The sequence below is a fragment of the uncultured Draconibacterium sp. genome (assembly GCF_913063105.1).
Lineage (GTDB): Bacteria > Bacteroidota > Bacteroidia > Bacteroidales > Prolixibacteraceae > Draconibacterium.
Genome location: NZ_CAJXYQ010000005.1, coordinates 30,852 through 47,129, shown reverse-complemented (window position 1 = coordinate 47,129; position 16,278 = coordinate 30,852). Strand labels below are relative to the sequence as shown.

General features: G+C 43.5%; 11 protein-coding genes. 1 reads left to right on the top strand and 10 read right to left on the bottom strand.

Annotated elements, in window-relative coordinates; all coding sequences use genetic code 11:
* Nucleotides 1-5: 5 nt before the first annotated feature.
* From rhaD to QZ574_RS06385, 9 genes are all read right to left on the bottom strand, one after another.
* Nucleotides 6-803 (bottom strand): rhamnulose-1-phosphate aldolase, encoded by a 798-nt coding sequence (gene rhaD, locus QZ574_RS06425; RefSeq protein WP_297087991.1) that lies wholly within the window; start codon nt 801-803, stop codon nt 6-8.
* Nucleotides 804-859: 56 nt separating this feature from the next.
* Entirely contained in the window at nt 860-2,332 is a 1,473-nt protein-coding gene (gene fucK, locus QZ574_RS06420) for an L-fuculokinase (protein WP_297087989.1), read from the bottom strand.
* Between the two features lie 4 nt (nt 2,333-2,336).
* Complete coding sequence (locus tag QZ574_RS06415; protein WP_297087987.1) at nt 2,337-4,124, bottom strand: L-fucose isomerase; 1,788 nt, start codon at nt 4,122-4,124, stop codon at nt 2,337-2,339.
* Nucleotides 4,125-4,517: 393 nt separating this feature from the next.
* Nucleotides 4,518-5,792, bottom strand: a complete 1,275-nt coding sequence (locus tag QZ574_RS06410) for a zinc-binding dehydrogenase (protein ID WP_297087985.1) — start codon at nt 5,790-5,792, stop codon at nt 4,518-4,520.
* 40 nt (nt 5,793-5,832) lie between these two features.
* Nucleotides 5,833-7,794 carry an SDR family NAD(P)-dependent oxidoreductase gene (locus QZ574_RS06405; RefSeq protein WP_297087983.1) on the bottom strand — a complete coding sequence of 654 codons (1,962 nt, stop codon included), beginning with the start codon at nt 7,792-7,794 and terminating at the stop codon, nt 5,833-5,835.
* 56 nt (nt 7,795-7,850) lie between these two features.
* Nucleotides 7,851-9,068, bottom strand: a complete 1,218-nt coding sequence (locus QZ574_RS06400; protein ID WP_297087981.1) for a PHP domain-containing protein — start codon at nt 9,066-9,068, stop codon at nt 7,851-7,853.
* A gap of 99 nt (nt 9,069-9,167) precedes the next feature.
* On the bottom strand, nt 9,168-11,636 hold the full coding sequence (locus QZ574_RS06395) for an alpha-ketoacid dehydrogenase subunit alpha/beta (protein ID WP_297087978.1): 2,469 nt from the start codon (nt 11,634-11,636) through the stop codon (nt 9,168-9,170).
* A gap of 53 nt (nt 11,637-11,689) precedes the next feature.
* Nucleotides 11,690-13,051, bottom strand: a complete 1,362-nt coding sequence (gene lpdA / locus QZ574_RS06390; RefSeq protein WP_297087976.1) for a dihydrolipoyl dehydrogenase — start codon at nt 13,049-13,051, stop codon at nt 11,690-11,692.
* Between the two features lie 7 nt (nt 13,052-13,058).
* The gene (locus QZ574_RS06385) at nt 13,059-14,372 is read right to left on the bottom strand and encodes a dihydrolipoamide acetyltransferase family protein (RefSeq protein ID WP_297087974.1); all 1,314 of its coding nucleotides are present in this window, start codon (nt 14,370-14,372) and stop codon (nt 13,059-13,061) included.
* A gap of 194 nt (nt 14,373-14,566) precedes the next feature.
* Between QZ574_RS06385 and QZ574_RS06380 the strand changes: the two genes are divergently transcribed.
* Nucleotides 14,567-15,286 (top strand): GntR family transcriptional regulator, encoded by a 720-nt coding sequence (locus QZ574_RS06380; protein WP_297087972.1) that lies wholly within the window; start codon nt 14,567-14,569, stop codon nt 15,284-15,286.
* On the opposite strand, the gene QZ574_RS06375 is transcribed toward QZ574_RS06380, so the two are convergent.
* Nucleotides 15,283-16,191 carry a carbohydrate kinase gene (locus tag QZ574_RS06375; RefSeq protein WP_297087970.1) on the bottom strand — a complete coding sequence of 303 codons (909 nt, stop codon included), beginning with the start codon at nt 16,189-16,191 and terminating at the stop codon, nt 15,283-15,285. The two genes, QZ574_RS06380 and QZ574_RS06375, sit on opposite strands and share 4 nt — an antisense overlap.
* Nucleotides 16,192-16,278 lie beyond the last annotated feature (87 nt).

The following is a 16,278-nucleotide window of genomic DNA, read 5'->3' as shown; positions in this document are numbered from 1 at the left end:
AGGTATTATAAAGTTCGGCCTAATTCATCGAGTTGGTTGGCGCTTAATCCGGCTGGCTCAAACCCGGCCGACCAGGCCATCAGCAACATTTTGGCTGCCTTGTTGGCTACATCTAAAAAATCAAAGGCTTCCTCTGCATCTGTACCGGTAGCCACTGCCCCGTGTTTTTCCCATAAAACAATATCCCGTGTCTGAAAACCCTGGATGGTAAGTCGGGCAAGCTCTTCTGTACCGTATCGCGCGTAGGGCGCACAGCTCACACCATTCGGGACATAAAGCCTGATTTCAGGGCACATTTTCCATAAGGAATAGTTAAACTGTTCCTCCTTGCCAAAAAGCGGGTGATGGCTTAACACAATTAATTCTGATGGATGGGTATGAATGATTGTTTTTTGCAAAGGCCGGTGTGAGCAATTAAAAGCATGCAACTGCAAATGCGAAATAAACTCGGAGCTTGGCGCAAAATTTTGTTTTTCCCCACCCCAAATCAGCCGGTAAGCATTTGCTTTTTTATTGATATGCACAATGGCTGCCGCCTCCTCTGGCTTAGTAATAAGCCGGCGCAACCGGCACCCCGAACCGGTAATAAATAAAACCGAGTCTGCCATTTCGGGTGGGCAAAAGAATGGCACTTCATCTGCCGAGTAAACGAAATCAGCAGGAACACAGTATTCCGTAAGGTTTACCGATATATTTCCCGCATTTCGTTCTGCCCATCCCCGCTCCCACAGGTAAGCGGCAATTTCTTTAATTTTAATTATTTCTGCTTGTACCGATTCCGGTAGTTCTGTTGTTTTAACCACAATTCATTATTCAAAAACCTGGGTTAAAATACAACTATTGCATAAAACCTCAAAGTTTATCGGCCTGCTGTTTCTGTTTTAAAATTTTCGTACAACTGTGTGTAAACCAACTGGTTTTTCGATGGTCTTACGATCTCTTGTTTATATTGAATCTGTGCCCGGGCTGCTGCAGGTGATGCAGCAATGCCACTTCCAGCAAAAACAAATAAAGCAGCACCTAAAACAGTAGTTTCTTTCTGATCAATAAGATGAACCGGCAAATTGCACACATCAGCGCGTAATTGATTCCACAACATATTTTTTGATCCACCGCCAACACAAATAATTTTTTCGGCTTTAAACCCTCCGGCTTTTTCCAGTGCTTCAATTCCTTGTCGAAGTCGGAATGCGAGACTTTCAAGAAATGCACGATAAATTTCGCCCCTTTTGGTATGAATGGTAAGTCCATTTATGGCTCCTTCCTTTTTCTCAGAATCGGCATAAAAAGAAGGATTTACGGTTATCGACGAGCTTCCGGGCTGCACTTTTTCAGCGTCAGCAATCATGGTGCTGTACAATTCATCACCTTTCAGTTCGGCATAAAAATTTCGCGAAAACCACTCCAGAATACCTGATGCCAGAAAGTTTTGCCCAATGGTAAATAATCCTTTCTCGGCATCAACTTCGGTGGTTAGCTGGGCCTGCAACTCTGTTGCTGAAGCTTTAAATCCCGAACTACGCGCCATAATAATTTCCCAGGTACCACTACTCAACACCAATTCATTCTCGTTGGCTCCTGAGCCGAAAATGGCAAACTGAGTATCGTGTCCGGCAAAAAACACGGGTACTCCCACCGGAATTGCAGTTTCTTTTTCAGCTTGCTCGTGTACCTCACCGGCCTGCTCGCCACTCTCGGCCAAATCGCCAAAAATGGAAGTTTTAATTCCCAATGCTCCGGCAATTTTCGCTGATGGTTTTTGGCTTTCCATATTCATCATCATGGATGTTCCGGCCATGGTTGAATCGTTACGCATTGTCCCCGTCAGTTTATGGATAAACAAGCTTGTAATAAACAAAAAGCGATGCGCTTTCTCCAGCACTTCAGGCCGGTTTTCTTTCATCCAAATAAACTTATTAATGGTATTAAATGCATAGGGGAAAGTACCCGCCTCGGCATAAAGTTCCTCCAGGGCCATGTACTTGTCAATATTTTTCATTATTGGCACAGTGCGTTGGCATTGCCACGAGATTACCGGATAAAGCATCTCACCTTTTTCATCTACAAAAGCACCATCAACACCAAAGGTGGTTACGGTAACACCTGCAATCCGGGTGGCATCAATTGCCGCCATAACTTTTTTTGATGCCGCACACAGTTTATCCCACATGGCATCTACATCCCAAATAACGCCACCCGCTGTTTCCGGGTCGGCACTGGTATTGTTAGCAGTCGATTGAGAAGCCACAATACTGCCCTGCACATCCATGGCAATAACCCTAAGGTTGGTAGCTCCGCAATCGAATACTATTGCTATATCCTTTTCAGGCATACTTTTATTTTTTTCCGTATAATGGTCCGTACGTATCGCATGCACGGAAGTCTGAACCTTCTTTATCTTCTCCAAACGATGCCCAGGCACTTGGTCTGAATACCTCATCGCCATCAACATTGTGCATGTTTACCGGTATGCGTAACATCGACGCCAGTGTAATCAGGTCGGCGCCAATGTGGCCATAGCTGATAGCCCCGTGGTTTGCGCCCCAGTTGGCCATAACGGTGTAAACATCTTTAAAAGCACCTTCGCCACAAACTCGTGGCACAAACCAGGTTGTTGGCCAGGTTGGGTTCGTGCGTTCGTCGAGAACTTTATGAATGTCGTCCGGCAGTTCTACGGTCCAGCCTTCGGCAATTTGCATTACCGGGCCCAGTCCTTCTACCAGGTTTACGCGGCTCATGGTTACCGGCATTTGACCGGCCGTTTTAAACAACGACGAATACCCGCCACCACGGAAATATCCCCTGTCGGCCTGTGGCCAGCAGGTGTTATCCAAACATTTCTGCGCCTCTTCTTCTGAAATTTCCCAGAAGGGTTTCATTGCCGGGTTTCCTTCTGCATCGCGCTGCTGTGCAGTAGCATCCAATGTTGTTGAGCCTGAATTGATGAGGTGAATAATTCCATTTTCGGCCAAACCTGTTAGCTCTTTACCACAAACACGTTTTACAGCTTCGGGGCTCCAGTAGGTACGAACGTCAGAAAAAATCTGGCTGGTATTACTCAACAAGTGCCCAAACAACATTGAAACGCCGTTTAAGCTATCGTTTTCAGTGGCAAATACAAAGGCCTGACGAATTCCATTCCAATCGAATGAAGAATTCAGGATGGCCTCAGTAAAATCGGCATTTGGACGGTAATCGGTCCATTGGCGTTGCCCCTGAAAACCTCCTAAAATAGCGTTTCTACCCAAACCTTCTTCACGGTAACCTTTTTCAACTACTTTTTCGTTACCAATCATCATGTCGCGGCAAATCAGGGTCATTTTCACCACTGTTTCCCATTCTAATTCTTTCCGGGCAGCATCAACCTGCTCTTCCGGTTTATTTAGGTCTTTTCCTTCTTTACAATTTTCTTTTGTCCACGCCATTGCCTTCTGGTATTCTTCTTCATCGTAAATACCCTCATCTATACGGCGTAAAATTTCAACCGATTCAACAAACTCGGTGCGTATTCCCAAATACTTCTGGAAAAACGATGAATCCACCATCGATCCGGCAATACCCATTGAACTGTATCCTATCGACAGGTAGGATTTGCCTTTCATTTGAGCAACTGCCAAAGCAGCTTTTACAAAACGTAATATCTTCACCTGAACATCTTCAGGAATTGTTGTATCACCGGCATCCTGTACATCGCGTCCGTAAATACCAAAGGTTGGCAGCCCTTTTTGTGTGTAGCCAGCCAATGCAGCGGCCAGGTACACCGCCCCCGGACGTTCTGTTCCGTTAAAGCCCCATACTGCTTTTGGCATTAAGGGGTCGGTATCCATTACCTCGGTTCCGTAACACCAGCAAGGCGTTACAGTAAGCGATACTCCCACTCCTTCTTTTCTGAATTTTTCGGCACACATAGCCGCTTCGGCCACACCGCCAATACAAGTGTCGGCTATAACACACTCTACGGTTTCGCCACTTGGGAATTTTAAATTTTCGCTGATAAATGTTGCTGCTGCTTTAGCCAGATCCATCACCTGGTCCTCAAGTGATTCGCGCACTCCATTCTCTCTTCCATCGATAACGGGTCGGATACCCACTTTTGGCAAGTCGCCAATTAACCTGTTTGCCATAACTTATTGTTTAGATTTTTTTAATTTGTATTGAATTCAATTTTTCAGTTTACAAAATTGAAGAAGCCATCAAAAAAAAGAAATGACTGCGTACTACAATTTTGTATCTAAATTAAACATCACCCGATATAAACCAATTAATAAACGGATAATATGGATGAATAATTTAATCATAATCAACTAAAATACAAAACAGTAACCCCACTAAAACAACAACACCTTTACCCACTGCCACACTCGCTCTAATTTTTATTTATTTTAAGCATTGACTAAACCAAGGCAGTTACGCTTAATGCGCATTTTAACCGAAAAAAGGCCACCGATTAGGTAGCCTTTTTTGCGTCTATTTTTATGCTTGCGAATGATGCAAAAGCATCAAACCTGTATTAAATCTTATAGTTTATCGCCATTTTCAAGCAAATAGGCTTCTGCTTCCACATTCCATAAACCCATGTATTTTTTACAAAGTTTATCTAATTCGGCATAAACCGGATTTTCTTTTCCTTTTTCTTCAAACTCGGCTATTGCCGTTAGCGGAAAATCAAAATGGGTATAAATCAGCTTTTTACCGCCAGGAATATTAGGCAGATCGAGTGTTGCTTCAGGCACAGCATTTAATCCACCAATGTGAGTAACCAATCCAGCAGGATCTAAACCTGCAGTCATAATTTCCAGTGCTTCTTTCATATCGTCGGTGTTGCCACCCGAGGTTCCAACAATGTGCGTGTAGGCGTAATGCACGTTATAGAAATTCATTTTTGCAGAAAAATCAGTATTAGATGGGCCAGCAAAAAAGTTCAAACAACCATCGAAACCAAGAATTGCATCGCCCTGCTCAACAACCGGAGCAACCGGAGCAAAAACAAATACATCATCGTAACCGGTGCCACCGCTTATTTCTTTTAATCCGGCCACAGGGTCAGCCATTTCTGCGGTATTGATGTATTTCAACTCAATGCCACGCTCTTTTGCAAACTCAACGGTGTACAGTTCAGCTGCACGATCCAATCTTGTCTGATCGATATCGGTAACCACCATCAACGATGGTTTGCGGTCTTCGCGGCGCAACACGTAATTGATTGCTGCCAATCCCATTGGACCTACGCCTGCCAGGATGGCCATTTTACCACCTTCAACAATTTCCATTTTGTGCACATAGCTCCCTGCTTTTGTGTGGTAATTGGCATGCATTGCTCCAATTACACAGCTTAGCGGCTCGGCCAACGACGCCGGATAATAACCGGGTCCTTCGTAGGCCAGCAAACAATCCTGCACCAGCACATCCTTTGGGATAATAACATAAGTTGCATCGCCGCCAATGTATTTGTACGAATAACCAGGAGCACTCAAAACGCCCACCGGACCATCTTCGTAATAAATTGCCGGCTGAATGGAAAATTTTTGTCCGGCAGCAAACTTATCCTGCCAGTTGGCTCCCACTTCAACAATCTCTCCTGCAAATTCATGCCCAATCATAATCGGATTTTCGGCAATATCGTTGGGAATACGCTTGTGATCGCTTGCCTGGTTGGCCGCTTTATAACTCGACATACAAAGGCTATCGGTAACTACCTTGGCCAGTATTTCATCGTCACTAATTTTTGGTAATTCAAACTCCTCTACCCGAAGGTCTTTTTTACCGTATAATCGAACTGCTTTTGTTTTCATTGTAATTCTTCTTTTAATTCATTTATCAAAACCGGAAATTCTAGTGAAGCATTGATTGCCCGCCCGAAATAGGCAGGGCCTGTCCGGTTTCATTCTCCTGGTCAACGAGGTATAAAATTCCTTTCACCACATCTTTTGGCGAACAACCTTTTCCAAGCGGCACCTGGTCGAGGTAAAATTTCTTCACATCGTCAATTGTTTTTGCTCCCGGCACTTTCCCTGCATTCAGGTATTGAATAAACAAACCGTTTTCAGGATCGCTCCACAACGGGCCTTCGTAAAAGTTACCCGGACAAACCGAATTCACTTTAATTTTATCGGGTGCCAGCTCCAGTGCAAACGACTGTGTTAATCCAATTCCACCAAATTTACCTCCGGCGTAGGCAAAATTCTTCTTACTTCCTTTTAAGCCCGATTTTGAGTTAATCTGAATAATATCTGAATAATAATCAGGCTTATATGCATTTTGGAGCTTCAATATTTTTGAGGCTACTTTTGTGCAGTAGAAATAAGCGTTATAATTTATTTTGGTAACAAACTCGAATTGTTCCGGAGTCATTTCATCCAGGCCACCGGCGCGCAATACACCGGCATTGCTTACAAACACATCAAGACCACCAAAAGTGGCAATCGTTACCTTCATCAAGTTGGCAAGGCTATCCAGGTCAGCAACATTGGTCTGCACAAAAATAGCCCTGTTGTTGCCTTTCATTGCGGCGAGTGCAGCAGCTGTTTTTTGCCCAACTTCTTCGTTAATATCGGCCACAACAATGTTGGCGCCTTCTTCTGTCAAATAACGGGCAATTCCTTCGCCAAACCCCATAGCTGCACCGGTAACAATAATGGTTTTATTCTGCACCCGGCCCACTGATGTTCCGGCAGCAATTTTTCGGCGGTAGTTCTCCACCTCCCAGGTATCGATAAAAGCAATCTGTTCGGGAGTCATAAAATGCTGTCCTCCAAACGACTCGGAATAAGCACTAATCTTCATGGCATCTTCAAACACATCCAGAATGGTATCGCATTGGGCAGCATGATCACCAACTGCCAACAAGCCAACCGCTTTCAGCACAATTACCTTTGGAGCAAATCCGTTTGCCGAAATAAAAGCCGCAATCTTTTCTTTGGCCTCTTTCAACAGGTCTTGAACGGTTTCGGTATTTTCAATAAATACGTATTTCGATTTGCAATAAACAATCAGATCAGGCGTGAATGGTTTGGCCACTTTTTCAAAGGCCGCTGCGTCTTTTGCGAATCGCGCTATTACTGCATTGTTCCGAAGCTTCAGTGTTTTAATTTCCTCATCAGAAACCATCATTCTGATGGCCGGGATAAATTCGGCAACATCATCACGAACGGGCAGTACTTCTCCCGACAACTCCGCTTTTAATGCACCGTTCAACTGGGCAAAAACATCGTTGTAAATGGTTTCAACTTCGTCAACAGAATTGGCAGCCACAAAAATTCCGTGGTTCTGCAAAAAGATGATTTGTGCAGCCTTGCCTTTTTCTGCTTTGAATTTCGCCAGTTGCTTTTCAACCTCTTTAAACAGTACATAACCCGGATCGATGTATGGAATGTAAACCACCTGGTCGCCAAATAATTCTTCGATGTATTTTTCCACCTCGTTGCCACACATCAGGCCGTTTACTTTTGTTGGATGCAGGTGCACCACATAGGCGTATTCGATCACATCGTGCATTGATGTTTCAACCGATGGTCGGCGGTCTTTGGTTATGGTGGCCTCCATTAAATCGTCTTTTATCTGGCGCTCGCGTTCAAACGGATCAGAACTATACGATTTTTCGGCAATAAGACCCAGTTTTTTACGGTCAAGCTTTGCAAAACCATCTTCGGTAATTGTTGCAAGGGCATGGCCACTGGCTTTCACCCAAATATTTTCGTTGTTTTTAAATGAGGTATTTCCGCCTCCGGCAATCACCATTTCAGGGTTTTTGCCATAAAATTGAGATATTTTTATAAGATTTTTTAAACCTTCCATTTTGTGGATTCTAATTTTTGCCTGAAGCGGAAATCCTTTGAGTAGTGGACTCCGCTTTAAGCAATTAGTTCTTTTATTACTGCATTTCCTAAAACTTTTAAATCCTCGAGGGATTTTCCCGTACGATTTCCATCGGGTGTAACAAAACCTTCCAGACCGTTGGTTTTCAGGTACTGGTGTGCAGCAATTACACAAGCCCCCTCGTACGACACCTTCTTCAGGTCTTCAGGCAATTCGTGCTCGCCATCAATTTTTACCTCCAGCGGGAATATTCCTGGTGTGTTATGTTCTGAACCTAAGGAAACAACATAGCCTTTTCGTGTAAAGAATTTTACAAACTCGCGCAGCTTCTCTACTGAGTTTCTTGATGGGATAAGCTCCAGCATGTGTACATTCATGGTTTTTAAACGCTCATCCATCTGCTCCCAATCACTTTCAAATCCTGTAATAAGATTTCCTTTTCTATCGTCGAGCAATACCGGGTAGCAAGGTATCCCCCCTGCATCCAATATGTATTCTGTTATTCGGTCAACTGCCGGAAACGATGCCGGCGATTCAGGAACAAAAGCCAGTCCTCCTGCTTTTAGCAATCGGCTCCGGATTTCGTTTTCAATGGCCGGAATATCTTCAGGGTTTGCCTTGGGTTCAATATCAAAAAGCTCGGTGTAAAACATTCGCTTACCCGACATTTTTGGGTAATTCTCATCAACAAGAATACGAATAGCTTTGGCAATATGACGTTCGCGCACCAGCTCTTTGGCGTACTTTTCTTTCACATCTTCATAGGTCAAATTCATCTCCGGATAAATAGCCTGCAGCAAGTAATTTACCTTTTCAATCATTTTTGCTACCTGCTTCTGACTTTCGGTGATAAGCTCTTCCAAAAACTGCTTGTTTTCTTCCGATACCCGGTACGGATAATTTAAACCTTTGCCACTGAAATAAATGCGCCCCGGATTACTGGGGTCGTTTATTGTTACGTTGCGACGTTGCAATTCGGGAATAAGGCCGATAAATTCGACGTTGAACAATGGAAAAACGCCATTCTTAACGGCAAAACTGTAAAACTCGTTAAAACCGTCTGACACAAAAAAGTCGTTTATCCCCAACACCTCAACCTCTTCATCTTTTGCCAGATCAAAGATTTGCGAAATCCGATCAAAAGAGCTAAACGAGTATGGCGTGTGGATGTGGCCATTTACATTTGGTATTTCGATGTCGCCTCCAATGCGCATCAACGTTTCAACATCAGGAAATTCTTTTAGAAAATTCATAATTTCAATTAATATATTTTGGTTGTGAAAGCAGGTGTGAATATAAAAAATCCTTTCCTACCATAACTTATCCACACCATGCTTTTCAACTAACCAATATTATATTCCCAACTTATTTCGGCGAATTTGCTCGGCGTTGGTAAAGTTATTCTTCACAACATGTCCTTTTAAGGGAACAATTTTTTCGTGAATGGCATCCAGGAACCAGTCTACCTGTGGGAAGAAATACTCTTCCAGCTCGTAGGCAGGAGTAATCCAGTTACGCGAACCAACAACTACAGGAGGTGCATCCAGCTCGTCGAATGCCAATTCTGTAATATTTCTTGCCATATCATTCAGGAACGAACCGCGTGAGTTGGCATCGCCCGAAATGATAATTCTACCAGTCTTTTTAACCGACTCCAATACTTTTTCGTAGTTGAAAGGAACAATTGAACGGGCATCGATAACTTCCGCTTCCATGCCGTATTCTTCTTTCAGCTTATCGGCAGCCTCAAGTGCGCGGTACAATGTTGCACCAATGGTAAGAATGGTAATGTCTTTTCCTTCGCGTTTTACATCTGGCTCGCCAAATGGAATTTCGTAATATTCTTCAGGCACACCACCTTCGTGGAATTGCTCGCCAATGTCGTAAATACGCTGGCTTTCGAAGAAAATCACCGGATCAGTTCCCTGCAGTGCAGTATTCATTAAACCTTTGGCATCGTATGGAGTTACGGGGAATACCACTTTCAATCCGGGAATATGCGCTACCAGTGAAGTCCAGTCTTGCGAGTGCTGTGCACCGTATTTCGATCCAACAGAAACGCGAACCACCACCGGCATTTTAATTACGTTACCCGACATCGCCTGCCACTTCGGCATTTGGTTGAACACCTCGTCGCCACAACGTCCAAGGAAGTCGCAATACATAATTTCAGGAATTACGCGTCCGCCACACATGGCATAACCAATGGCAGTACCAATAATCGACGCCTCAGAAATTGGCGAGTTGAATAAACGGTTATATGGTAAAGCTTCTGTTAATCCGCGGTAAACGGCAAAAGCACCACCCCAGTCACGGTTTTCTTCACCGTAAGCAACCAATGTAGGATCTTTATAAAAACGATCAACAATGGCTTCGAAAATTCCGTCGCGTAGCTGGTATTGTTTAATTTTCGAGAATGGTTTTCCGTTGGCATCAAAAGCAAAACGCTCTTTTTTAGTGAGTTGTTTTACACGTGGGTTTTCTTCCATCGGGTGATTCACCTCTACTTCGCGGTCTTCCATTTTATCCAGGCTCTCGTTCGAGAACATCATGTCGCCAATCAATTCAGGATATTTCTCCATATCCATGTGAGGAGACACTTTTTCGTCGATAGCCAGTTTCATCGCGTATTTCATCAACTCAACGATGTCGGCTTTAATGGCCTCAAGCTCTGCTTCTTTTGCAACGCCAGCTCCAACCAGCTCTTTTTCGTATGAAGCAATACAATCCTGCTTTTCCCATGCTTCCACTTCCTCTTTACTACGATACGATGAAGCATCAGAAGGCGAGTGACCACTGTAACGGTAAGTTAAAACATCGAGCAGAACCGGACCTTTTTTGTCTTTCAGCAGTTCCATTTTGCGTTTGTAGGCATCAATCACTGCCAGCGGATTGTAACCGTCAACGCGTTCGGCGTGCATGCTGTCGCGGTTTACACCGGCACCAATACGAGCGGCAATGTCGTATCCCATGGTTTCACCACAGGTTTGTCCACCCATTCCGTACTGGTTATTCATGATATTGAAAATGATTGGCAGACCACCTTGATATGCACCTTCCCAAAGCTGCTCAAACTGGTCCATCGATGCAAAAGCCAGACCTTCCCAAACCGGGCCGCAAGCCATTGAAGCATCACCAATGTTGGCCACTACAATACCATCTTTTTTATTTACTTTTTTGAATAATGCCGCACCTACTGCGATATCGCCCGAACCACCAACAATGGCGTTGTTCGGATATACACCAAACGGCGTAAAGAAAGCGTGCATCGATCCGCCTAAACCTTTATTAAAACCTGTTTCGCGGGCAAAAATCTCGGCCAGTGTTCCGTAAATCAGGAAACGGCGCGCCAATGATTTCACATCACCTTCGTGACCTTCTTTTACAATGTTCAGAATTGTGCCATCGAAAAAATTAGTCATTACATCCAATAACTCGTCGTCACTCATTTTATGAATGGCCGACATACCTTTGGCCAAAATCTCTCCGTGAGAACGGTGCGAACCAAAAATAAAATCCTCAACACCCAAATGGTAAGCCATACCAACGGCTGCCGATTCCTGTCCGATAGACAAGTGAGCAGGACCAGGATGGTTGTACTCAATTCCTTCGTACTCACCCTTTGTTTTAATAAGGTTCAACATGGTTTCGAACTCACGAATCAAGGCCATATCATGGAAGATATCAACGAATTCTTCTTTCGAGAAATTTGCTTTTTCCTCTTCAATACTTTTGTTGTATTGGTTTACAGGAATTTCTTTGAATTGAATTGAACCCGATTTTCTTACTTCAACCGGATCAATAAATTGCGACTTAGGCATACTATTTTGTTTTATTAATTTTTACTTGATTTTCTACTCTGTTGTTCCGGTGTTTAATGCCCGAAACTAAATACGGTTTCTTTAAATATCTCCGAAACGGTTGGGTGCGGGAACACCACTTCTTCCATTTCTTTTAGTGTCATTTCGGCCTCGATGGCCATGCAGGCACCGTAAATCATTTCACTCGATGGATTTCCAATCATATGAACACCCAGCACCTCGCCATATTTTGCACCTACCAGCACTTTGCACGATCCGCTGCCACCTTCGTTTTCGGCAACAAATCGTCCGGCATAAGCCATTGGCAGTTCAGCAATTTTATAGTCTACTCCTTTTGCCTTTGCAGTTTCCTCAGTCAATCCAACACCCGAAATTTCCGGGTTGGTATAAACCACTCCGGGAATAGCATTGTAACGCATTTTATCCGGGCGACCTGAAAGGTTGTTTACCACCACTTCGCCTTCGCGGCTGGCCGTGTGTGCCAACAATGAAAAACCAGTTACATCGCCGGCTGCATAAACGTTCGGAATATTGGTGCGCATTTTTTCATCGACCTTAATTCCGCCTTTGAATAACTCAACACCCAGATTTTCCAAACCAAAACCCGTGGTAACCGGCTTCCGGCCAACGCTCATTAATATTTTATCGCCTTCGATTTCTGTAGTTTTACCATCTTTTTCGAAGCTTACTTTTGTTCCGTCAACTTTGGTAACTTTTGACGACAAATTGAATTCGATGCCTTTTTTTGCATATAGCTGACGCAACATAGCACTTTGTTCTTTGTCCATCCCGGTCAGGATCTCATCCAGCATTTCAACAATGGTAACTTTGGTACCAAGGCTATTAAAAAAGCTGGCGAACTCCATACCGATAACACCACCACCAATAATCACCAATGATTTTGGCTGCTCTTTCAACTGCAAAATTTCGCGGTTGGTAAGAATGTTTTCATTGTCCTGTACGCCAGGAATTGGTGGCACAAAAGCTTCAGAACCGGTACTAATCATCAGGTTGGCAGCATTATAAACCTTGCCTCCTGCTTCAATCTCTATACCTTCAGCACTTCTCTTTTTTATCATTGCCGCGTCGTTGACCACATCCACTTTAAACTGCTTCATTTTCATGCCAACGCCGCCAACCAATTTCTTCACCACTTTATTCTTACGTGCCATCATCTTATCAAAGCTAAACGACAGATCGTTTGCTTCAACACCGTATTTACTTCCGCTTTTTGCGCTATCGTAAATTTTCGCACCGTAAAGCAATGTTTTTGTTGGAATACAACCTTCATTCAAACAAACACCACCAAGCTCTTTCTTTTCGAAAAGAACTACTTTCAGTCCCTTTGCTCCGGCTCTTTCAGCGGCAACATATCCACCCGGCCCGGCACCTATTATTGCTAAATCGTACTTCATTTTGGTATTAATAGTCAAAGGTTAAGTTTTCAATCTCAATAGCCACCTGCTTCACAAAACGTGTTGCCATTCCGCCATCCAAAGCCTGGTGATCGTATGTTAAACTCAAGCCCATGTACGGCACAAATCCGTAAACTCCGTCGCCCATATCTTTTGGTCGTGGCACAATAGTATTTACACCAAGAATAGCTACCTGTGGAAGGTTGATAACCGGTGTAAACATTTCAACACCGTAATTTCCAAGGTTTGAAACCGTAAACGATGCCGCTTCAGAAGAAAGCAATTCCGGATCGATACTTCCGGTACGGCAAGCATCGGCAACTTCTTTAAACTGGTTACACAAACCTGTAATTGAAAGATCGTCTGCATTTTTAATTACAGGAACCATCAAACCACGGTCGGTATCAACAGCTAAACCAAGATGTACTTTGTTGAAGTATTTTACACTATCACCAAGGAAATGTGCATTTACATCAGGGAATTGTTTCAGCGCTTTGATAACGGCAAAACAAACCATATCGTTCAGTGTAATATTTGGTGCACCTTCTTTGGCTTTAATTTCTTTACGCAAGGCCAATAATCTTCTTGCATCGGCACCTAAATGATGTGTCAGCTGTGCAGAATTCTGCAAGGACTGGTGCATTGCTTTGGCAATCAGCTTGCGGATATGTGGCATTTTCTTGATCTCGAAATCATCGGCATAAACCGGATTTGTTCCCAAATCAGAAGCTTTTACTGTTCCTGCCAATCCGCTACCGGCGCCTGTCGCCTCAAGACCTTCAGCTTTGGCAACTTCTTTAGCCAGTGGCGATAGTTTCGGCTGCGATGCTTCAAAAGCTTTAACATCACGTTCGATTACACGTCCACCAGGACCTGATCCTTCAATCGACTCATAGGGAACGGCATCTTTTTCGGCCAGATTTTTGGCGCGAGGAGAAATTTTCACTTTTTCACCTTCTGGTTTTTCTTTCAGCACAACCTTAACTTCTTCTTCTTTTTCTTCAGGTGCTTCCTCAACTTCTTCTTTTATTTCAGCTGCTGCCTCCGGTGCAGTTCCGGCAGAAAACTCATCGATATTTTCGCCCTGCTGACCTATTACGCCAATGGTTTGCAAAACAGGAACCTCATCTCCTTCTTCGCAAAACACGGCCAACAAAACACCATCTTCTTCGACTTCCTGCTCAAACGATGCTTTATCAGTTTCGTAGGCAAAAAGTACTTCGCCCTTTTTCACTTCCTCTCCCACTTCTTTTGTCCATTCGGTAAAAATGCAGGATTCAACAGACTGCCCCTGGCGAGGCATTATTATTGGTGTAGCCATAATTTGAATAATTTTTCGACAAACTTAATTTCCACAACTTGTATTTACAAGTTAATATTTGTTTTTTATTTAAAACCCTAATATAGAGTTTTTTAAATACATTTACAAGTCACTTGTAAATACAATTTATTAATTTTGTCTTTACATTTGAACAGAAAAACATTTATATTTGCCGGCAAATAAACAAAACCAAAATGCGTCTGAGCAAAAATTTACCACAATACAAAGTTGTTTACGAAATTATCAGAAAACACATTTCGGATGGCGTATATAAAAAAGGAGATATCCTGCCATCGGAAAATGAACTTTGTGCGGTACATCAGACCACCAGACCCACTGTAAGAAAAGCACTTGACCGATTGGTGCATGAGGGCTATATTAAAAAAAAGCAGGGCAAGGGCAGCATTGTTATGGGGGTTCCGCGCGGGGTTGGAATTTTGTCGCTTTCGGGTACTACCAGTGCGGTGGGGCAAGAAAACCTGGTAACAAAAATTATTGTAAAGCCCGAAGTAAGGCAGTGGGATACCACCAATTTTGCTTTTCCGCTTTTAAACAACGAGGAAGAGTTTGGATGTATTTATTTTGAGCGCCTCCGCATAATGAATAAAGTGCCGGTTTTTTACGACATCACCATGATGCCGAACATCAACCTGCGCCGGTTTATCAGCCGAAACCTGGAAAACAAGTCCCTTTTCAATATTCTTCGTACGATGTACGACATTGAAGTTACCGGTGGTGAGCAGCGTTTGATGGCTATTCTTGCCGACCAAAAAATTCAGGAGTACCTGAATGTTAAAGAGGGGCACCCCATCCTTCACCTCAACCGCAAACTGGAAACCAGTCGCGAGGGATTTTTTATCTATAGCCAGGTGTACTGCAACAGCGAGAAGTACGCTATTTTCGGCACTTTTTAATTCCCCTGGTTCAGAATATTTTCAATTTCACGCCTATCATATTTTGGTGTTGCTCCTGCCTTCGATGCAACAAAAGCACCTGTGGCACATGCAAAGGCCAGGGCTTGTTCCCAGCTTTTCTCTTCAAACAGGGCAGCAATCATTCCGGCCAAAAAGGCATCTCCGGCGCCAACCGTATCTACCGCTTTTACCTTAAAACCCGGATGTTCGAAAAGCTGTCCATCGGCATACAAGAGCGCCCCCTTTTCGCCTTTTGTTACACAAACCATTTGTAATTGGTAATATTCTGAAAACCACTTTACCAGGTCTTTTTCGTTTTCTGCAGACTGCTTATGCCAGCTTGCAAAAGTCAACAACTCCTCGTCGTTCAGCTTTGCCAGGTGTGTTTGTTGCATTAATTGCTCCACAACCGTTTGTTGGTTATAAGGTTTTCTAAAATTTACATCAATAAGGTTTATTGTGTTACCGTTTAATAAACTCAGCAAAGTATTTCGTGTTTTTGAGTTTCGCGAAGCCAATGATCCGTAAACCAACAGGCCCGATTGCTGTGCCTTCTGAGCCAGCGACTCGCTTAAGTGAATATTATCCCAGGCAACGGGCTCGCAAATTTCGTAAGTGGCATTTTTGTTGGCATCAAGCTGCACCAGTACTTCGCTGGTAGGAAGCTCAGAATCGGTTTGTATGAAGGTGGTTTCCAAGCCCGATTTTTCCAAAAACAGCTTTAAATCATCTCCGGCCTTATCGTTCCCAACACTGCTGACTACGGTAACTTTTTGGCCTATTGCGTTTAAATGCAAAGCCACATTCATTGGTGCCCCTCCGGGTTTTGCCCCTGTTGGTAACCGGTCCCAAAGCACTTCGCCTACACACAATATTTCTTGCTTTTCAAATTCTATTTTACTCATATTAATCAAATATTCAACCCTTTTATGTACCAACCTTGCAGCTGCAGTACTTAGCCCTGATTTGGCATTCGCAAAATTAACCAGTTT